We start from the raw sequence: 21,774 nt of genomic DNA, 5'->3' as shown, positions 1-21,774 counted from the left end.
TTTTCTTCCCTTGCTATTTTACTATGAAAAAGGTGATTTTCAAACGGATTTCAAACATGTGGATCCAATTCACTGAATAGAAAGATTTTTTAGTAGGATTAGCACTGGTGTAACGAGAAAATCAATTAAACCTAACTAAAAGGAGTCCCAAATGATGACTATAGTTAAAGTGAAGAATATTACTATAGGCGAAGGAATGCCGAAAATCTGCGTACCGATTGTAGGAGAGACCGTTGAAAAAATAGTAGAAGAGGCAAAGTATCTTACTACTCTTGAGGCCGATGTAGTGGAATGGCGAGTTGACTTTTTTGAACAAGTTGAAGATATCAATCAAGTAAAAGAGGCATTAAAGAAAATACGAAAACGATTGCCACAAACCCCTATCATTTTCACGTTTCGTAGTTTAAGAGAAGGCGGACAAAAGGAAATTAGTACATCTTATTATATGGAATTAAATCGTATAATGGTTCAAACCGGGCAAGTGGACATGATAGATGTAGAATTGTTTAACGATGAAAAAGATGTAAAACATTTGATTGATGTTGCTCATGACCATAATGTATATGTGATTATTTCCAATCATGATTTTCATAAAACTCCAAATAAAGAGGAAATTGTAGCCAGATTACGAAAAGGGCAAGAGCTAGGTGGGGATATTCCAAAAATTGCTGTTATGCCGAAAAATACGGCTGATGTATTGACATTATTGGATGCGACAAGAGAAATGAAAGAACATTATGCCGATCGCCCGATTATTACGATGTCAATGGCTGGAAAAGGTGTAATTTCTCGCTTGGCTGGTGAAATATTTGGCTCAGCATTAACATTTGGAGCGGCGAAGAAGGCCTCAGCACCAGGACAAGTAGCTGTTAATGAATTAAAAAATACTTTATCTTTATTACATAAAGCTCTATAAGACGAATATGGAACTCAAACTGCCGTAGAACAATCATGAAATATTGAGAACAATTACATATACCGTCATCAACTAATAGAAGGAGAAAACAATGATGTTACATATTAACTTTTATACGAAGGAGAATTGTTCTTTATGTGTGGATGCAGAAGCACTCCTGTCCACATTCAAAAGAGATTACCCTTATGAGTTAGAAATGCGTGATATATACTCAAATGACGATTGGTTAGAAAAGTACCAATTATTAATTCCAGTTATCGAAGTAAACGGAAAACAATTGAATTGTGAGGAAATTAATTATGATTCTGTAAAAAGATTATTAAAAGAAGAACATGAAGAGGACGTTGGAAATAGGTGATTGCTAGTGTTATTTTAAACAATAATATAAAAGGGTATACGACTATAAAATTTAGTAATACAATTTGTAGTCGTATTTATCCACATATCTATAAAAAGGCGACTTTAAATTCATTAATGGAATGTTAAAGTCGCTTTTTTCGATACGAATATTAGAAACAACTGAAAAACTATAAGATTTTCAGTGGCCTCGCGAATGCTGAGCCTTTTTTGAATAAATTCATCTTTACTCTAGAATAAATTACTAAGCCCTAATGATTGGGGTACTTGGTTGGATGTGATTACATTTTAACTGACTCTTCCTTTGATGACTCTCTTTTACTAAAATAGTTCTTAGCAGCTTCAAGCGAGCGTCTAGCATGTTCGTCTACTCCGTACTTTTTAACATTCGCTAGATTAGGTGATTCGATGGAGAAAGGTACATTAGGCATTGCGTCAACGATAGATTTTACATCAATCCCACCTTCTCCAAGGTAGGAACGTTCCTCACGGAGAATTCGAATCATATCCTCTTTCTTTTGAGGGATATCTTTAACGGCATTACATAGGTGAATAAAGTTAAACCATTCTTTTGGTAATTTTGCTAATTCTTCTGGGTTATCTCCAGCACGATGGAAATGGTGGATGTCAATTAATAATCCAGCGTTGTCTCTTTTAACTGTGTTTAGCACATTTTTTGCGCCTTCTAAATTAGTAACACTAGCAATTGGTACATATTCTAAATCAACGGTTAATCCATATTGTTTGGCAAGATCACAAACTTGAGCGAAACGCTCTATATACAGATCATAGTTATCCGTCCATATACTACTTAATACATGACGTCCACCAAGTTCAGCGGCAACCTCCATCGCTGGTTCATAACTTTTTGGATCATGTTCATCATCAATTCGTGCTAATTCAATATCTAAAAGCTCAAGCCCCGTATTATTTAATGCTTGTTTAGTATTATTAAATAGCTGTTTATCTTTAGTAAGGTCAAAATTTGGCTCACCGGGTAAATTCATACTAATTAGGCGATAACTAACATAATCATAACCTGCACGTGATGCAATATAGGTCATTTCTTCTGGAGAACAGCCACCAACTGTAAGGTATGCCAATGAGTATTTTCTTTCTTCATTCTTCATCTTAATTCCTCCCCATTAATCTTAAAAATGAATTTAGCCTTTGATTAAAAACGCTTTCAATTATAGGTGATTGAAAAATAGCATTCTATAAATATAAGTTTCTATAAAAGAAAAAATATAAAAAAAGAACCCCTCCTTGTTAGATCGATCTAACAAATGTTACTATTCGATTATAAGTAATGAATTAATAAATGTCAAAAGACAATCGCGGTATTACTTGGACAAATAGTTGTGAAAAAGCACAACAAACAGAAGTTAGGACAGTCTAACTTTTGCTGCATTTTAATTGGATTATTCTTGCACTGAGGCCCTAATTTAAACAGGATTTTATTTTTAGAAAGTACATTACACTGAGGAGTAAATAAAATGATTAATTAAAAGTGTGAGCCACTGTTAGATTCAATCAGATTCTTTATGCTGGAAATTCCTAATCATTTAGCATTCAATAATAATGCGGATTATACTCGCATTATTATTGAATATTCATGATCAATCACGGATTACAATTTCGGGTTTTAAAATTATTTTTTGCGTTTCTTTTTGGTTGTCTTTAATTCTTTCATGAAGTAGTTTTGCTGCCTGCATTCCGGTTTGTTTTGAAAAAGAAGAAATCGTTGTTAAAGGTGGATATGAGATTTCTGTCTCCGGAACATTATCAAACCCAACGATATCCATTTCTTCCCCAGGTGTTATGCCCGCTTTTCTTAACCCAATTATGGCGCCAAAGGCAATAAGATCACTAAAACAGAATATTGCAGTAGGTGGGTTTGGGTGCTGAATTATATTTTTAACCCCCTCAGTCCCACCTTCTCTTGTTGGGGGGCTATCTATGATTAAAGATGGATCAACTGTCAATCCAGCAATTTCATGAGCCTGATAAAATCCCTTTATTCGTTGATGCCAGGTAGAAGATTGCGGACGACCTCCTAAAAAGGCAATTCGTTTATGCCCTTTTTTGATTAGGTACTCCACACCCATTTGTGCGCCTTGCGTATAATCAAGGCCAACGTAATCAAAATCGAGGTTGGGAAGTTCCCTAACAGCAAGTACTAAAGGGATATCTAATGTTTTAATTCGATTAACTGTCTCAGTAGAAGTACTAGAAACTGGACATAAAATAATTCCTCCCACCCTATGTTCAAGCATGGTAGAAATGAGACGCTCCTGATTATCTACTGAATCAAAAGTAGTACCTAAAAAGACAGTATATCCATGTCTTTCCAATTCCTCATGGACACCTAATAAAAGTTCGGAATAAAACGTATTTGCAACATCCGTAATGATAATACCAATGGTGGTTGAGGTTTGTGAACGAAGATTGGCAGCTACACGATCATAAACATACCCTAATTCAGACATAGAAGCTAGAACTTTTTCCCGGGTATCCTTTGAAATTTTTGGGCTTTTACGTGCGACTAGGGATGCGGTTGCTCTGGAAACACCAGCATGCTCGGCCACTTGCATAAGTGTGACTCGATGTCTTTTTTTTGTACTCATTTCTTCACCTATTTTATATTAATAGTTAACTAAGTATTACTATGAAGCTACTTAATTTTTTAAAAAAATATCTTCATTTTATTTATACTACAATTCATTTATATAAAAATCAATGTTAATAAAGATGATAGTATAGTGATATATCAGATAAATAGAGTAGTTTAGAATAGGAGTTATATTATATACTATTCATTTTTTTCTGCATTTTTATTGCCAAAATTATTTACTGTTGATATAATTTACTTTGTTCGATTGAAATGTAATCGCTTTCCTAGAGCGGTACAATGAATGTGTCATGAACGCTATTAAACAATTGCACAGAAAAGGGGGAAATTTATGGGTAATGCAGTTAGACAAAAAGAAGTTGGAACAGATAGACTTCCAGATAATTTATTAAAAAAAGGAAAGAAAATGAAAGTTCGCTGGTTTATTCTCTTTTTGATATGTTTAGTTACTGCGATTAATTATATTGACCGAGCAATCATATCACTTGCTGCTCCAGCTATACAAAGTGATTTACAAATTGATGCTGCTGCAATGGGAATCGTATTTTCTGCTTTTGGTTGGAGTTATACAGTTGCAATACTATTTAGTGGTTATTTTTTAGATAAATTTGGACCACGGAGAGTATATGCTTATTCGCTTATTATTTGGTCTGCTTTTACCTTCCTCATTGGAACGGCAAAAAATGTTGGTACCTTATTAATTTATCGATTGGGGCTTGGTGCTGGTGAATCTCCCTCGATTCCTACTAATGCATGGTGTGTTGCAGAATGGTTTCCAAAGAAAGAGCGTGCTACAGCTGTAGGTTTTTATACTGGAACTCAATATATTGGGCTAGCCTTTATGACCCCAGTTATAACATGGATTATCGTAACATTTAACTGGAAAGTTCTATTTTATGGTGCAGGAATCGTTGGTTTCTTGATTGCTGCGATCTGGCATATCTTTTATCGTAACCCAAAAGAACATAAGAAGCTTTCCAAAGAAGAAAAAGATTACATTGTTAATGGTGGAGGAATGATTGGATCTGAAGATCAACAGCCATTCTCCTGGAAAAGAATCGGACAATTGTTAAAGCATCGTCAAATTTGGGGGATGTTTATTGGTCAGTATTCAATTATGACGACAATGTTTTTCTTTATGACTTGGTTTCCAACTTATTTAATCCAAGAAAAGGGATTAACGATGCTAGAAACAGGATGGTACGCAAGTATTCCGTATATTGTCGCAATTCTTGGTACGCTTCTTGGAGGAAAATTCTCGGATTGGATGCTCGACCGTGGGGTTTCAACAGGAACGGCTCGGAAGCTTCCAATTATTATCGGCTTATTACTTTCATGTTCTATCCTTGGAGGGAATTTCACAAATTCTGCTAATTTAGTAATTGTTTTTATGTCCATAGCATTCTTAGGACAAGGGATTGCCTCAACGGTTACAGGTGCTCTTTTATCTGATATTGCTCCAAAAGGAATGGTAGGGATAACAAGTTCATCATTATATTTTGTTGCAAATGTCGGTGGTGCTTTATCACCATTAATTGTAGGCTTCATTGTTAATAGTACAGGTTCTTTTACCCCAGCGCTTGCTTTTGTATCTGGTGTTGCCTTAATTGCTACTTTCGCTTATATATTTGTAATCGGAAAGGTGAAAAGAATTGAACTACCTGAGAGTTAGATCGATCTAAGTATTGCATTAGTTGAGAAAACATTGAAATTCAAATGGGACACAATTGTAAATTAAATAATAAATGTCTATATAAATTTACGTTAAAGGGTGATTTAATTATGTCTACATTACAAGTCAAAAATCTTACTATTGGGGAAGGGGTTCCTAAAATAATTGTTCCTTTGGTTGGATCTACGAAAGAACAAATTTTAAAAGAAGCATTAATTGTAAAAGATCTTAAACCGGATGTAGTTGAATGGCGCGTTGATATGTACGAGGAAGTTGAAAATTTAGAAGAGGTAAAAAGGTTAATTACTGAATTAAGGAATATTTACACAGACGAACTTCTTCTTTTCACTTTTCGAACTCATAGAGAAGGTGGTAATAAAGAAATAAGTGATGATTTTTACGTAGAACTTAATCGTGCAGCAATTTTAACAAAAGATATTGACCTTTTAGATATTGAGTTATTTTCTAAAGAGGAGAATGTCAAAAACCTTCTTTCAACTGCAAAAGAAAATGGTGTATATGTAGTCATGTCGAACCATGATTTCTTTAAAACGCCTGAAAAAGATGAAATTGTATCTCGCCTTCGTAAAATGCAAGAATTAGATGCGGATATTCCCAAAATAGCAGTGATGCCAAAATCTGTCCAAGATGTTATTACCCTTATGGATGCGACGAATACGATGAAAACACAATATGCAGACCGTCCGATTATTACAATGTCAATGGCTGGAACAGGTGTTATAAGCCGTTTAGCGGGAGAGTTATTTGGATCTGCTTTTACATTTGGTGCGGGGGAAGAAGCTTCAGCTCCTGGTCAAATCCCTGTTTCAGAACTAAGGACTGTTTTAGAGATCTTACATAAAAGTATGTAAAGTACTCTAGTTATTATAGAAAGAAATTAATCTTTATAGGTGGTAGCATCCCTAAAAGTTAAGAGATGCTATCTTTACCTTAATTTACTTTTTGAAAACAATAAAAAAAGAAGTTGGAATCATTGAATAAATTTATCTTTTATTATAGGATGTTGTTAACGTTTACCTAAAGATTATTCGAATTTATTAGAAGAATAGGTAAATTTATTAGATCGATCTAATAAATTGTGGTAAACTACAAATAGAACGATTTAAAAATAGTCATTCAAATTAAGAAGGGGGATTTTTTTATGAAAAAGCTTGTTTCTCATCAACTAGTTAAGTACCTTGAAGATCGGGATGTCAAACATATATTTGGCCTTTGTGGTCACACAAATATAGCTGTTTTAACAGCATTAGAAGAAAGTACCATCAAATATGTAAGTGTAAAGCATGAACAAATTGCATCACACATGGCAGATGGCTATGCAAGGGTTAATAAAAAAGCATCTGTTGTATTAAGTCATTTAGGACCCGGCTTAACTAATGCAGCAACTGGTGTTGCAAACGCTGCGTTGGATTCTATTCCAATGGTTATTATTGCCGGAGACGTGCCTACCCATTACTATGGTAAGCATCCACACCAAGAAGTAAATTTACATGCAGATGCATCACAATATGAAATATATCGTCCATTTGTTAAACGTGCATGGCGCGTTGACAGTCCACATTTATTACCAGAAATTATGGAAAAGGCATTCCAATTAGCTGAAAGTGGAAGACCCGGTCCAGTATTAGTAGACGTACCAATGGATATTTTCTCGAAAGAAATTGATACATCATTATTCGAAAAGGTAAAAAAACATACAAAAATATTGCATAAACCATCTATAGATGATGAAACAGCAAAAGAAATTGTATTAACATTGGCAGATGCCAAAAAACCATTAATCTATGCGGGCGGAGGAGTAATCTCTTCAGGTGCTGCAGATGAATTAAGAAAACTTGTAGATCATCTAAATATTCCAGTAGCACACACGCTAATGGGTAAAGGTGTTGTATCTGATGAACATCCATTAACCTTGGGAATGACCGGTTATTGGGGAACACAATTCATTAACGATAAATGTAAGAATGCGGATTATATTTTCGCTTTAGGAACTAGTTTTAAAGAAGCAGACAGCAGTTCCTGGAATGATAAATTCACGTTCAATTTTCCGCCTACTAAATTAATTCAAATTGATATCGACCCAGATGAAATTGGAAGAAACTATCCGGTTGAAATTGGTGCAGTTGCAGATATGAAGCAAGCGCTTACTGTTATCAATCGTGTTGCGAAAGAATTATATCCTGAAGGTCTACAACGAGATGATCTAGAAACCCTAAAAGCGGAAATCGCAGCATACAGAAAAGAATTCAGTGCAAGCAATCAAGAAAACATTGAAGATGATAGCTTCCCAATGATACCGCAACGAATCTTGAAAGAAGTCCGTGAGGTTCTTCCAAAAGATGCCATTATTACGACTGATGTAGGCTGGAATAAAAATGGTGTAGGTCAACAGTTTCCGGTATATGAAGCTGGTAGTATTTTAACACCGGGAGGCTACGCTACGATGGGATTTGGTGCACCAGCTGCACTAGGTGCGAAAGTAGCAGCACCTAATAAGACGGTTGTATCCTTAGTTGGTGACGGTGGGTTTGGACAAAATCCTGCGGTGTTAGCTACGGCATTTGAAGAAGACATTCCTGTAATTTGGATTGTTATGAATAACCGTGCATTTGGTACAATTGCTGGATTACAAGCTGCTCACTATGGCACAACGATTGGTACAGTATTCAAGAAAGACGGAAAAGAGATTTCACCAGACTTCGCAGCTATTGCACGCGCTTATGGTATAGAAGGAATCAAAATCCAATCAACAGAAGAATTTAAACCAGCTCTTGAAAAAGCAGTGAAATCCAATAAACCAACTGTTATTGATGTTGCGATGATAAACAATCCTGTTCCAACAGATGGATACTGGAACATTAATGATATCTATTCACCAGGTAAGGGGGAAAGCATCTTACACGTTGCAACGAACTAAGTATTCATTCTATATAAAAGGAGAGATTGTATGAGTTTTCCTACAGGGCTAAAGCTTCCTTCTGAAATAACGGTTTGTGAAGTAGCGCCAAGGGATGGTTTTCAGGCAGAGAATCAATGGATTCCCACTGAAAAGAAGGTTGCTATTGTAAGGAAATTGGCAGATACAGGGATTAAATCCATTGAACTCACATCCTTTGTACATCCAAAAGCAATTCCACAGTTGAAAGATGCTGAAGAAGTCGTAAAAGCGTGTTTAGATTTAGAGGAAAAAGGAATTCAATTCCGAGCATTGGTTCCAAATGAGAAAGGTGCACAACGAGCGATTGATGCGGGTATCAAAAAAATAAAATTGATGCTATCTGCAACCGATTCGCATAGTCTTTCCAATGCAAACAGTACTACAAAAGAAGCAATAGACGGATTTGCACCAATTATTGAATTAGCTGAAAAGCATCAAGTCAAAGTGGGGGGCTCGATTTCTGTAGCCTTTGGTTGCCCGTTTGAACACAAGGTACCGATTCACCGATTGAAAAAAATTATTGAACGGTACACCGAGTATGGTGTCTATGAAATTTCGCTTGCAGATTCAGCTGGTATGGGAAATCCGAAAAGTGTATACGAAACGGTAGGCGAGTTAAGAAATGTATTCCCTGATGTAACATTTACAATGCACCTGCATAACACAAGAGATATGGCAGTGGCGAATGCATTTGCTGGGATGCTTCAAGGAATTACTGGGTTTGATTCATCTATCGCTGCGTTGGGAGGCTGTCCTTATATTCCGAACGCATCAGGTAATTTGTCAACAGAAGATTTTGTTCATGCAGTTCATGAAGCTGGTGTTAAGACTGGGATTGATTTAGATAAGCTTATTCAAGTAGCAAAAGATGTCAAAGGAATAATTGGCTATGATGGAGGAAGCTATATGATGAAAGCTGGCCCTAATTATGAATTGCATGCAAAACCTAAGAAACAAGAAAAATTAGGTTAATGATTAGAGAATTCTATTAAAATATTAAATTGGAGGTAATTAGATGGCAACAGTAACAGTACAACCAAAACCATTAACAGAGGAAGATTCTCAATTATTGGATGAATACTTTGAAAGAGCGCAAAAAGCATTTGAAGTTATTAAAAACTACAGCCAAGAAGACGTGGATCGTTTAATTCGAAAAGTTACATGGGCTGTCGCGAATAAGAAAACATTTGAAAAAATAGCGGTAATGGGTGTGGAAGAAAGTGGTTTAGGTGATCCAGTTGGTCGTATCGGCAAACGTATGAAAATGCGTGGTGTATTACGTGATGCATTACGCCAAAAAAGTGTCGGTGTCATTGAAGAAATTCCGGAAAAAGGTATTAAGAAATATGGGAAACCAGTTGGAATTATTGGTTCATTAATCCCAACTACAAATCCAGAATTAACACCAGTCGTAACAGCAATCTATGCAATTAAAGCACGTGACGTTGTTATCTATAGTCCACATCCACGCTCAAAAGGCACATCAAATGAAGTTGTACGCCTTATGCGTGAAGCCTTAGAATCATTAGGAGCACCAGCAGATATTTTGCAATGTTTGCCACGGGTTAACAAAGCGATCACACATGAACTAATGGCACGTGCGGATTTAGTTATGGCAACAGGTGGCCAGGATATGGTTCGTGCAGCGTACAGTTCAGGTACACCAGCATACGGTGTAGGAAAAGGGAACGCAACAATGCTTATTGATGAAACTGCTGATGTGAAAGAAGCAGCGCATAATACAATGTTAAGTAAAACAAAAGATTACGGTTCTGGTTGCTCAGCTGATGGTAACTTAGTAATTCATGAATCTATATTCGATGATTTGGTAGAACAACTTCAAAAAGAAGGTGGATATTTAGCAACAGATGAAGAAAGGGAATTAATTCGTGTCGTTGTTTGGGATGAAGAAGGACATCGTCTACCAGATACAGTAGCGGTTTCTCCGCAGAAACTTGCAGAAAAAGCTGGATTCACCATTCCAGAAGATCGTAAATTTATTATGGTGATGAGTGATGGTGTTGGAAAAGGGAAAGTTTTCGCGGATGAAAAATTAACAACCTTACTTACGCTTCATAAATATGAAGGTGAATTTAAAAACGCACTTAAAGTAGCGAAAGGAATTTATGAAAATGGTGGTATCGGTCACTCTTGTGGAATTTATTCTTTAAACGAAGAGCATATAAACCATTTGGCAGAAGTAGCACCAGTTAGCCGTATTATGGTTCGTCAACCACAATCAATCGGAAATGCTGGATCATTTACAAACGGTATGCCACAAACATCCTCAATGGGCTGTGGTACTTGGGGCGGTAATGCAACATCCGAGAACGTTTCACTTAAACATTATATGAATACAACTTGGGTTTCTACACCTATTCCTGAAGATAAACCATCTGATCAAGAATTGTTTGGTGAATTCTATGACCCGGAACTAGAAAAATAAATTGATCAAATAATAAAGAGTCTTCCCTAATGGTTGAATGACTAGCAAACCATTAGGGAAGACTCTGTTTAAACATTTGGAATGTTCCCTTTACTTAACTAGGTAATGCTAAGATATAAGTATAAATGGGAGCGTTATCAGAAGTGTGTTCTATCATTTCTTCATACTTGATCGATTTGTTTTTTTTGTAAGTATTTTACGCCGGAGCATTTAAATAATATTGATAAAAAGGAAGGTGTTGATTATGGGTATCACAGCTCCAATAGCATGTAATCAATCAACGGATTTGGGAAGAATCGACGGTAAAACAAAGTTGTTAGGATTAATCGCTACCCCCATCGGACATTCCAAGTCACCAGCCATGCATAATATGGCTATACGTTACCTAGGGCTTAACTACGCATACCTAGCTTTTGAAGTAGGTGATGCTCAACTAGCGGATGTCGTAACGGGTTTTCGTGCATTAAACCTGAAAGGATTTAATGTTTCGATGCCTAACAAAACCAAAATTCTCCCGCTATTAGACGAATTAGATGATAGTGCTAAATACGCAAGAGCGGTAAATACCGTTTTAAACGAAAATGGTAAGTTGATAGGTTTTAATACAGATGGAAAGGGATATTTACAAAATTTGAAGGAAAATGGAGTAGATGTCCATGGTAAGAAAATGGTTTTACTGGGTTCGGGCGGTGCAGGCACAGCTATTGCCATGCAAGCAGCACTTGAAGGTCTAGCCGAATTGACTATTTTTAATCAAAAAGATGAATTTTTTGATCGTGCTGTTGAAAATGCTTATATAATTAACGAACAAATGGAGGACTCTAATTGCAAAGCAAATGTTTATGATATTGCTAATTTAGATATTTTGCGTACCGAAATAGAGAGTACGGATATTTTAACAAATACTTCAGGAGTTGGGATGCATCCACTCGAAGATCAATGCTTAATTCCAAATATCTCCTACTTACGACCAGATTTGATAGTTTCGGAAACAGTCTATGCACCCCTTCATACGAAGTTGTTACAGATGGCTAATTCCGCAGGGTGTAAGACAGTAACAGGAATTGGGATGATGTTATGGCAAGGAGCTAAAGCATTTGAACTTTGGACGGGACACCAAATGCCAGTTAATTATATAAAAGAACAGTTATTTTAATATATTGTTGAATAATAGAAGGGTTTAGATACATCAAGATGACTTACAATCACTTTGATTTAAAGCTATTTTTTAAAATCTACTTCCCTTCCTTTTTTTATAAGATAGTAGTTTGAAAATACTAATTATAATAGGATAGAAAAAATAAGAGCGTCTCAATACTCAGTGTCTTCTAAGGAAATAAATGATTTTGTTGAGGTTATTCATAGTTTTCCTTTTATACTTAATTACAAGGAAACCCAATCATGCTACGAATTAGGGAGGAATTTAGATTGAATAAAAAGGCGTACTTGTTAATCATTATGATGTTGTTAATGGTTCTTTCCGCCTGTGCGAATACAAGTGCAAATTCTACGGATGACGTTAAAATTATGCGACTTGCTAATGTCGTTTCCGATGATAGGTCATTAAGTAAGGCTTTTTATAAATTTAAAGAGATTGTTGAAGAAGAAACAAAAGGGTCTATTCAAGTAGAAGTGTTTACGAATGCCATTTTAGGAGGAGATCGTCAGATATTTGAAGGATTGCAATTAAACACGATTCAAGGGGCTACGATGTCGACAGGCCCGATTTCTCAATTTGAAAAACACTTCACAATTTTTGATTTGCCTTTTTTATTTCCTGACGAGGATAGCGCTTACAAGGTGTTAGATGGACCTATTGGACAAGAACTGTTAGATAAATTGCCAGAACAAAATATCATTGGTTTGAACTATTGGGAAAATGGATATCGTCAACTTACAAATAATGTTAGACCTATAGAAACGCTAGAAGATTTACAAAGTCTAAACATCCGAACATTGGAAAACGCGATGCATTTGAAGACCTGGAATACTCTGGGTGCTAATCCAACGCCAATGAACTATGGTGAGCTTTATGTTGGTTTGGAACAAGGAACAGTTGATGGACAGGAAAATCCAGTAGGAAACGTTGTAAATAGTAATTTCTATGAAGTGCAGGATTATTTAACGAAAACCAATCATATTTACAATGCTAGTCCGTTCATCATTAGTAAACCATTTTGGGATTCATTGACTGGGGAAGAACAGGAAATTGTTGCATCAGCAGCTGATGAGGTAATGGAATATCAGCGTGAAGTGAACAGGCAAGAATCGGAGGAAGGTTATAATTTACTGGAAAAAAAGGGGATGGAAATCATAGAATTATCTGAAGAAGAACGGGAAAAATTCCGAGAAGCAGTCGAGCCTGTTTACGATAATTATCGGCAAAATTTTGGCGGGGACCTTTTAGATCAAATACTATCAGAAATCGATTGATTAGATGTAAAGAAGGGAGAGAAGAGATGTAATGAAAGTAATAAAATGGCTTGATAACAATGTGGAACAGACATTATTAGTGATATTCAGTTCCATCATGGTTATTTCGATTTCATTACAGGTTTTTATGCGATTATTTGGATCTTCATTGGGATGGTCCGAGGAGTTAGCCAGATACTGTTTTATCTGGTTAATTTATATAGGAATTAGTTATGCTGTGAAAAAGCAAAGGCACATCAAGGTAGATGTAATTGTATTATTTCTAAAAGATAGAGTACAAGTGATTTTAAACATGATCGTAAACATTATTTTTTTGGCATTGGCTATATTCATTATCGTTTATGGTGCCAAGATTGCGATACTGTTATTTGGTTGGGGACAAACGTCACCAGGAATGAGTGTTCCAATGGGATTTGTTTATTTATCTGCACCGGTTGGATTAGGGTTAACCGCAATCCGTCTTTTGCAGCAACTATTTAAACAGTATAAATACTTTAAAAACATGGATAAAGAGGATGGATATTCGATAAATAATAAAAATAGTATGTCGATCTAAAAAGGAGGTAAATCATGGCGAGTATAGTATTATTTGGAACCTTCGGGCTATTGTTATTAATTAGTGTTCCTATAGGGGTTGCTTTGATTCTTTCTTCATTATTGACGTTAATTTATTCTGGTATTTTACCATTAGAATTTATAAGTCAAAGTTTAATTACTTCTGTAGACTCCTTCCCTATTATGGCTGTACCGTTTTTTATTTTAGCAGGTGAAATTATGGGAAAGGGCGGCATTTCTAGAAGGCTTTTTAACACTGCCGAATCGATGCTTGGAAATAAAACAGGCGGTATTGCGATGGCCACGATTGTCACTTGTATGTTTTTCGCTTCTATTTCTGGCTCTGGACCTGCAACAGTTGCAGCGATAGGAGGAATAATGATTCCAGAGATGGTTCGTATTGGATATGATAAAAGATTTGCTACTTCTGTTGTAGCTTCTGCCGGTGCGTTGGGTGTTATTATCCCACCAAGTATTCCAATGATCATGTATGGTGTAACTGGAGGAGTATCAGTAGGAGATTTGTTTATAGCAGGTGTTATCCCTGGAATTCTCATTGGAATAGGGTTAATGATCTATTCCTACTTTTACTCGAAGAAACAAGGCTATACAGGAAATGGTATTCCCTTTTCTTTTAAGCGCTTCTTTAAATCTATTTGGGATGCAAAATGGTCTTTGGTTATGCCTTTCATTATTATCGGTGGTATTTATGGTGGGATCTTTACACCGACTGAAGCTGGTGTTGTAGCAGTTGTATTTGGGTTAATTGTTAGTTTAATGATTTACAAAGAAATAAAACTAAAAGAACTACCAAAAATTATTGCGGATTCTGCAATGACTACTGCAACGATATTGTTTATTATTGGAACAGCTACTGCATTTGGACAACTTATGACAATTGAACATATTCCAACAAGGGTAACGGAAGCAATCCTTTCAGTTTCAGATAACACACTTATTTTGACTCTATTAATTATGATAATTTTACTAATTGTGGGATGTTTTATGGATACGACTGCGGCAATCATTATCTTAGTACCACTCTTACTTCCGATAGTAACGGAGTTAGGATTTGATCCCGTGCATTTTGGTGTAGTTATGATCGCGAACTTGGCAATTGGATTTATTACACCACCACTTGGAGTAAATTTATTCGTCGCATCCGGTATATCAGGGATTTCTATTTTACCATTATCAAAAGCGTTAATTCCGTTTTTCTTTGTCATGTTAATTACATTAGGATTGATTCTCTTCATTCCGCAGTTATCATTATTACTTCTAGGATCATAAGGAGAGTTGTTCATATGAATGAAAGTAGTCAAAATATTATCGTAAATCTTGACGAATCACAAACTGTTATTAAGCTTAGTGAGATTCTAAAAACCCTTTCAATCTGAAATCTTTTTGAAGAAAATTTATCGGGGCATGTTATACGAGGTGAATTTAAAAAGTATATTAGGCTTAATCAATATTCATTTAACTAATGGTGATAAAGTGGAAGTAAGGGCAGTAGGTGAGGATGCACAAAAAGCGCTTGAAGCGGTTGTTGAATACTTAACTTAGCAAATGTATTTCGACTAATAAAAAACCCGAACTATTACGTGAAATTCTAATTTAGAGTTTCGTAATAGTTTGGGTTTTTTATTTATCGCTTAATTAAATTACAAATTATTAGGCTTTGTGAATGGTCAATTTAGTTATTTTCCAGCCTCTTTGCTATTTTTACCGATTGTATCTAAATTTAAAATTATTACTTCAACGATGGCAACACGAAATTTTTAATCGGTTTAGTGAATTACTGGTTTTTTGCAAGAAATGGAAGTTGTCTTTTTATGCAATTGTTTATATTTGTATATTCATTAAACTATGTTATAATTAAAATCAGCTGGGACATAATAAAACCGCATGGGACATATTGTGTCCAGTTAGGAAGGGATTATATGAGAACTTTTACTGAATTGCAAAAGAAATTGGTGCCAGATCTTTTGGAAATTATGCAACAACGTTATTTTATTTTACAAGCTGTCGAGAACTTTGAACCAATTGGAAGAAGAGGCTTGGCAGATCATTTAAATATGACGGAAAGATATGTCAGAAGTGAAGTTGATTTTTTACATAAACAAGCACTTCTTGATGTAACGTCAAAGGGTATGTATATTTCGAAAGAGGGCAAATTAGTTCTTGAACAATTATCTGGCATGATGCGGGAAATTGTCGGATTATCTGTTTTAGAAAAGCAAATTCGGGAAAAGTTAAAAGTAAGAAACGTTATTATTGTCCCTGGAAACAGTGATGAATATGAATGGGTAAAACAGGAAATGGGTAAAGCATGTGTTACCTATCTTAAAAAGATTGTTACTACTCGTTCCATTATTGCTGTAACTGGTGGAACAACAATGGCAGCCATTGCCGATGTAATGACTCCCTTAAATCACCGGATTTTATTTGTTCCTGCTCGTGGTGGGGTTGGAGAGAAGGCTGAGAACCAGGCAAGTAGTATTGTTTCCCAGATGGCGCATAAAGCGAATGGTGAGTATCGTCAACTATTTGTTCCAGACCCAATAAGTGAATCAGCATACCAAACATTAATTGACGAACCAATGATTAGGGATGTTTTAGAACATATTAAAGGTTCGAACATCGTCATTCATGGTATAGGTGATGCAAATACAATGGCCAAGCGAAGAAAGACATCCGAAGAAACAATGCGTAAACTTATAACCAATCATGCGGTTAGTGAAGCCTTCGGATATTATTTCAATCAAGATGGGGCTGTTGTTCATAAAGTACGAACAGTTGGATTACAACTGGAAGACTTATCATCAATTGATCATGTAATTGCGGTTGCTGGAGGAACTTCTAAGGCAGAAGCTATAGAATCATACTTTAAACAAGGAAAAAGTGATTTATTAATTACAGATGAGGCAGCTGCAGAACAGATTTTAAGAGGGAAATCCTTTTAAATATATGTTCGAGGAGTAGAGGAGAAATCATCTACACTTTGAACAAACCTATATAAAAAACATTAGGAGGAATTTTTAATGGCAGTTAAAGTAGGTATTAATGGTTTTGGAAGAATTGGACGTAATGTTTTCCGTCAAGCTCTAAAAAATGATAATGTAGAAATTGTTGCAGTTAACGACTTAACTGATGCAAATATGTTAGCACATCTTCTAAAATATGACTCTATTCACGGGATTTTAGAAGAAGAAGTTACTGTAAATGGTTCAAATATTGCAGTAGGTGGTAAAGAATTTAAAGTACTTTCTGAGCGTGACCCTGCACAATTAGGATGGGGAGACCTAGGAGTAGACATCGTAATCGAATCTACAGGTCGTTTCACTAACGGAGAAGATGCGAAGAAACATATTGAAGCTGGAGCGAAAAAAGTAATTATCTCCGCACCTGCGTCTAATGAAGATTTAACGATCGTTATGGGTGTTAATAATGATAAATATGATCCAAGCAAACATAACATTGTATCTAATGCATCTTGTACAACAAACTGCTTAGCACCATTTGCTAAAGTACTTAATGATACATTTGGAATCAAACGTGGTCTAATGACAACTATTCACTCTTACACAAATGACCAACAAATTCTTGACTTACCACATAAAGACTATCGTCGTGCTCGTGCAGCTGCTGAAAACATCATTCCAACAACAACAGGTGCTGCAAAAGCGGTAAGTTTAGTATTACCTGAATTAGAAGGTAAATTAAATGGTATGGCTGTTCGTGTTCCAACTCCAGACGGTTCATTAACTGACCTTGTTGCTGAACTTGAAAAAGATGCAACAGTTGAAGATATTAACAATGCATTTAGAGAAGCAGCACAAGGACCATTAAAAGGAGTTCTTGAATACAGTGAATTACCATTAGTATCTAGAGACATTGTAGGAAATACTCATTCTTCTATCGTTGATGGATTATCAACAATGGTAATGGAAAATAACATGGTAAAAGTTGTTTCTTGGTATGATAACGAAATGGGTTATTCTACTCGTTGTGTAGACTTAGCTGTATTCATGGCAGAAAAAGGACTATAAAATCAACCAATAGTGTTTAATAATTTCCTTAGGGGGAGGAGGTAGCTCCTCTCCCAATTTCCATTTTCCTATTTTTTAATCGTACATTTAGTATATAATGGATAAGGATGCAGGAAATGGCAGACGCTATATACTAGACATCTACATAATATAGGAGGACCTAACGTGAATAAGAAAACATTAAAAGACCTTGATGTAAAAGGGAAAAAAGTTTTTTGCCGTGTCGATTTTAATGTGCCAATGAAAGATGGGGAAGTAACCGATGATACCCGAATTAAAGCCGCATTACCAACCATCAAACACTTATCAGACAATGGTGCTAAGGTAATTTTAGCTAGTCACCTAGGACGACCAAAAGGACAAGCGGTAGAAGAGTTACGACTTGATCCAGTAGCCAAAAGACTTAGCGAATTAAGTGGTAAAGAAGTAGTCAAAACAGATGCAGTTTATGGCGAAGAGGTAAACGAAGCTATCGCTAATCTTCATGATGGTGATTTATTATTAATAGAAAATGTTCGCTTCGAATCAGGAGAAGAAAAAAATGATCCTGCATTAGTGCAAAGTTTTGCATCTATGGCAGATTTATATGTGAATGATGCATTTGGAGCAGCTCACCGTGCACATGCTTCAACAACTGGTATTGCGGAAAAATTACCTTCTGCAGCTGGCTTTTTGATGGAAAAAGAAATCAGTGTGTTGAGTAAAGCCTTAGAAAATCCAGAGCGCCCATTTACAGCGATTATTGGTGGGGCTAAAGTAAAAGACAAAATTGATGTAATCGATAATTTGTTAGATAAAGTAGATAATCTTATTGTCGGTGGAGGCCTTGCTTATACATTTATCAAAGCACAAGGTCATGAAATTGGAAAATCCCTATTAGAAGAAGATAAGATTGATTTAGCAAAAGAATTTATGAAAAAAGCGGAAGAAAAAGGTGTAAACTTTGTCCTTCCTGAAGATGTAGTTATTGCAGATGATTTTTCTGAAGAAGCAAATACAAAAGAAGTATCCATTGAAGAAATCCCATCTGATTGGGAAGCGCTAGACATTGGACCGAAGACACGCGAGAAATACAGCAAAATCGTATCTGAATCTAAACTAGTGATTTGGAATGGGCCGATGGGTGTATTCGAATTGAATGTATTTGCTAATGGTACAAAAGCTGTAGCAGAAGCTCTTGCAACAACAGAAGGTTATACGGTTATTGGTGGAGGAGATTCGGCAGCAGCAGTTGAAAAATTTGGTCTAGCAGACAAGATGGATCACGTTTCAACTGGTGGTGGAGCTTCCCTAGAGTTTATGGAAGGTAAGGTTCTACCGGGAGTAGCAGCCCTAGACGAAAAATAGTATTTTATATTGAGGTGAGACGATGCGTAAAAAAGTAATTGCTGGTAACTGGAAAATGAATAAAGTTTTATCTGAAGCAAATAGTTTTGTAGATGAAGTAAAAGAAAAAGTACCTAATAGTGAACAAGTAGAAGCAATCGTATGTGCACCGTTTCCATTTTTAGCATCTCTTGTAGAGAAAACAAAGGGATCTAAATTAAAAATCGCTGCACAAAACATGCATTTTGAAAATGATGGAGCATTTACTGGTGAAGTAAGTCCCGTTATGTTAAAAGACTTAGGTGTAACTCACGTTGTATTAGGTCACTCGGAACGTCGTGAGTATTTTGCTGAAACAGATGAAACAGTTAACCAAAAGACCCATGCAGCATTTCAACATGGTTTAACACCAATTGTTTGTGTTGGTGAAACGTTAGAACAACGTGAAGCAAACGAAACAATGGGACTTATCGAAACTCAAGTGCAAAAAGCACTTCAAGGGTTATCCGAAGAACAAGTAGCAAATACTATCATTGCTTATGAGCCGATTTGGGCAATTGGAACTGGTAAAACAGCAACAAGTGAACAAGCTAATGAAGTATGTACACATATTCGTAACGTTGTAAGAGAATTAACTTCTAAAGCTACTGCTGAACAAGTTATTATCCAATATGGTGGAAGTGTAAAACCTGCCAATGTGGATGAATTATTAGCACAATCCGATATAGATGGCGCACTTGTTGGTGGAGCAAGCCTAGAAGCCGATTCTTTCTTACAGCTTGTGGAGGCTGGAGCAAAATGAATAATGAAAAACTAGCTGCATTAATCATCTTAGATGGATTCGCATTTCGCGATGAACAATTTGGGAATGCAGTTGCACAAGCAAAAAAACCAAACTTTGATCGTTATTGGAAGCAATTTGCACATAATCAGTTAACAGCTAGTGGTGAAGCGGTTGGATTACCTGAAGGGCAAATGGGTAACTCTGAGGTTGGACACTTAAATATCGGTGCGGGTCGTATCGTTTATCAAAGTTTAACAAGAGTTAATTTATCCATTAAAGAAGGCGAATTTTACCATAATGAAGCTTTCTTAAAATCTATTCAACATGCAAAAGATCATAACCGAGCATTACATCTATTTGGTCTACTATCAGACGGTGGAGTGCACAGTCACATTAGTCATTTATTCGCTTTGTTAAAGCTTGCGAGTGATCAAGGGCTTAAAGAAGTTTATGTCCATGGTTTCCTTGATGGTCGTGATGTTGGACCGCAAACAGCGAAAGAATTCATTAAACAAACGGAAGAAAAAATGAAGGAATTAGGTGTAGGTAAGTTTGCTACAATCTCTGGACGTTATTATTCCATGGATAGGGATAAACGTTGGGATCGTGTGAAGAAATCATATGATGCCATGGTATATGGAGAAGGACCTAGCTACCAATCAGCGTTGGAAGTAGTAGAAGACTCCTATAAGAACGGGATTTATGATGAATTCGTTATTCCTTCTGTAATCGTTAATGAAAATGGAGAAGCGGTTGGAAAAGTACAAGATAATGACTCTATTATTTTCTATAATTTTAGACCAGACCGTGCCATCCAAATTTCACGTACCTTTGCAAACGAAGATTTCCGTGACTTTGACCGTGGTGAAGGTGTACCGAAAAACTTGGACTTCACAATGTTAACAAACTTTAGTGAAACAGTTGATGGGTATGTTGCCTATAAACCAGTGAACTTAGATAATACAGTAGGTGAAGTTCTTTCTCAAAACGGCTTAAAACAATTACGTATTGCGGAAACTGAAAAATATCCGCACGTAACGTTTTTTATGAGTGGTGGACGTGAAAAAGAATTTGAAGGAGAAAAACGAATTCTTATTAATTCACCAAAAGTAGCGACATATGATCTTAAACCAGAAATGAGTGCATACGAAGTGACGGACGCGTTGCTTGATGAACTTGATTCTGAAGATCGTCCAAATGCCATCATTCTTAATTTTGCTAACCCAGATATGGTTGGACATTCCGGAATGTTAGAACCAACCATTAAAGCAATCGAAGCGGTGGACGAATGTTTAGGAAAAGTTGTCGATAAAATTCTTGAACTAGGTGGAAATGCAATTATTACTGCTGATCACGGTAATTCAGACGAAGTAGTAACAATGGAAGGTAAACCAATGACAGCTCATACAACAAATCCAGTACCTGTCATTGTTACGAAAGAAGATGTCAAATTACGTGATGGTGGAATCCTTGCAGACTTAGCACCAACCTTACTTGATTTATTGAATGTTAATAAACCAGAAGAAATGACTGGGAATTCATTGATTGAAAAATAACTATATGTCTTAAAATTCCCGTGGTGAGATAAGATTGGCTAGCCACTCATATACGGGAACATGGACTTGATAGAAAACTAACATATTTA

At 36.0% G+C, this 21,774-nt stretch carries 19 protein-coding genes; 17 read left to right on the top strand and 2 right to left on the bottom strand.

All coding sequences use genetic code 11. The features are described 5' to 3' along the window. The first annotated feature begins 151 nt into the window (after window positions 1–151). The gene (aroD, locus tag KM885_RS05630) at window positions 152–916 is read left to right on the top strand and encodes a type I 3-dehydroquinate dehydratase (protein WP_216883662.1); all 765 of its coding nucleotides are present in this window, start codon (window positions 152–154) and stop codon (window positions 914–916) included. Window positions 917–1,007: 91 nt separating this feature from the next. Continuing rightward, window positions 1,008–1,274 carry a glutaredoxin family protein gene (locus KM885_RS05625; RefSeq protein WP_244986919.1) on the top strand — a complete coding sequence of 89 codons (267 nt, stop codon included), beginning with the start codon at window positions 1,008–1,010 and terminating at the stop codon, window positions 1,272–1,274. Between the two features lie 280 nt (window positions 1,275–1,554). Here the strand turns inward: KM885_RS05625 and KM885_RS05620 are convergent, their stop codons facing one another. Further along, window positions 1,555–2,403: a sugar phosphate isomerase/epimerase family protein gene (locus tag KM885_RS05620; protein WP_216883661.1), complete on the bottom strand. Its 849-nt coding sequence runs from the start codon at window positions 2,401–2,403 to the stop codon at window positions 1,555–1,557. 489 nt (window positions 2,404–2,892) lie between these two features. Continuing rightward, on the bottom strand, window positions 2,893–3,900 hold the full coding sequence (locus KM885_RS05615) for a substrate-binding domain-containing protein (RefSeq protein WP_216883660.1): 1,008 nt from the start codon (window positions 3,898–3,900) through the stop codon (window positions 2,893–2,895). A gap of 336 nt (window positions 3,901–4,236) precedes the next feature. On the opposite strand from KM885_RS05615, the gene KM885_RS05610 reads away from it, so the two are divergent. From KM885_RS05610 to gpmI, 15 genes are all read left to right on the top strand, one after another. Then, window positions 4,237–5,577, top strand: coding sequence for an MFS transporter (locus KM885_RS05610; protein WP_216883659.1), 1,341 nt, complete (start codon window positions 4,237–4,239; stop codon window positions 5,575–5,577). Window positions 5,578–5,687: 110 nt separating this feature from the next. Then, on the top strand, window positions 5,688–6,449 hold the full coding sequence (gene aroD / locus KM885_RS05605; RefSeq protein ID WP_216883658.1) for a type I 3-dehydroquinate dehydratase: 762 nt from the start codon (window positions 5,688–5,690) through the stop codon (window positions 6,447–6,449). A 290-nt stretch (window positions 6,450–6,739) separates the two neighbouring features. Next, on the top strand, window positions 6,740–8,515 hold the full coding sequence (locus tag KM885_RS05600) for a thiamine pyrophosphate-binding protein (protein ID WP_216883657.1): 1,776 nt from the start codon (window positions 6,740–6,742) through the stop codon (window positions 8,513–8,515). A gap of 30 nt (window positions 8,516–8,545) precedes the next feature. Continuing rightward, window positions 8,546–9,508: a hydroxymethylglutaryl-CoA lyase gene (locus KM885_RS05595; RefSeq protein ID WP_047184710.1), complete on the top strand. Its 963-nt coding sequence runs from the start codon at window positions 8,546–8,548 to the stop codon at window positions 9,506–9,508. A 43-nt stretch (window positions 9,509–9,551) separates the two neighbouring features. After that, complete coding sequence (locus KM885_RS05590) at window positions 9,552–10,982, top strand: aldehyde dehydrogenase family protein (protein WP_216883656.1); 1,431 nt, start codon at window positions 9,552–9,554, stop codon at window positions 10,980–10,982. A 244-nt stretch (window positions 10,983–11,226) separates the two neighbouring features. Next, window positions 11,227–12,138 carry a shikimate dehydrogenase gene (aroE, locus tag KM885_RS05585; RefSeq protein WP_216883655.1) on the top strand — a complete coding sequence of 304 codons (912 nt, stop codon included), beginning with the start codon at window positions 11,227–11,229 and terminating at the stop codon, window positions 12,136–12,138. 272 nt (window positions 12,139–12,410) lie between these two features. Further along, entirely contained in the window at window positions 12,411–13,415 is a 1,005-nt protein-coding gene (locus tag KM885_RS05580; RefSeq protein WP_244986918.1) for a TRAP transporter substrate-binding protein, read from the top strand. 31 nt (window positions 13,416–13,446) lie between these two features. Continuing rightward, window positions 13,447–13,971, top strand: a complete 525-nt coding sequence (locus tag KM885_RS05575) for a TRAP transporter small permease (protein ID WP_047184706.1) — start codon at window positions 13,447–13,449, stop codon at window positions 13,969–13,971. A gap of 14 nt (window positions 13,972–13,985) precedes the next feature. Then, entirely contained in the window at window positions 13,986–15,260 is a 1,275-nt protein-coding gene (locus tag KM885_RS05570; RefSeq protein ID WP_216883654.1) for a TRAP transporter large permease, read from the top strand. Between the two features lie 135 nt (window positions 15,261–15,395). Continuing rightward, window positions 15,396–15,533 carry an HPr family phosphocarrier protein gene (locus KM885_RS05565; protein ID WP_084824043.1) on the top strand — a complete coding sequence of 46 codons (138 nt, stop codon included), beginning with the start codon at window positions 15,396–15,398 and terminating at the stop codon, window positions 15,531–15,533. A gap of 377 nt (window positions 15,534–15,910) precedes the next feature. Continuing rightward, window positions 15,911–16,933: a sugar-binding transcriptional regulator gene (locus KM885_RS05560; protein ID WP_216883653.1), complete on the top strand. Its 1,023-nt coding sequence runs from the start codon at window positions 15,911–15,913 to the stop codon at window positions 16,931–16,933. Window positions 16,934–17,011: 78 nt separating this feature from the next. Beyond that, window positions 17,012–18,019, top strand: a complete 1,008-nt coding sequence (gene gap / locus KM885_RS05555) for a type I glyceraldehyde-3-phosphate dehydrogenase (protein WP_145523692.1) — start codon at window positions 17,012–17,014, stop codon at window positions 18,017–18,019. Window positions 18,020–18,184: 165 nt separating this feature from the next. After that, complete coding sequence (locus KM885_RS05550) at window positions 18,185–19,366, top strand: phosphoglycerate kinase (protein WP_216883652.1); 1,182 nt, start codon at window positions 18,185–18,187, stop codon at window positions 19,364–19,366. A 22-nt stretch (window positions 19,367–19,388) separates the two neighbouring features. Then, window positions 19,389–20,147 (top strand): triose-phosphate isomerase, encoded by a 759-nt coding sequence (gene tpiA / locus KM885_RS05545; RefSeq protein WP_216883651.1) that lies wholly within the window; start codon window positions 19,389–19,391, stop codon window positions 20,145–20,147. Continuing rightward, complete coding sequence (gene gpmI / locus KM885_RS05540; RefSeq protein WP_047184700.1) at window positions 20,144–21,685, top strand: 2,3-bisphosphoglycerate-independent phosphoglycerate mutase; 1,542 nt, start codon at window positions 20,144–20,146, stop codon at window positions 21,683–21,685. Before tpiA ends, gpmI begins: the two co-directional genes overlap by 4 nt. Window positions 21,686–21,774: the final 89 nt, after the last annotated feature.

Origin of the sequence: Oceanobacillus caeni (assembly GCF_019037185.1) — a bacterium.
Lineage (GTDB): Bacteria > Bacillota > Bacilli > Bacillales > Amphibacillaceae > Oceanobacillus > Oceanobacillus caeni.
The sequence above is the reverse complement of the archived record's forward strand: the minus strand, read 5'-3'. Positions and strand labels throughout refer to the sequence as shown.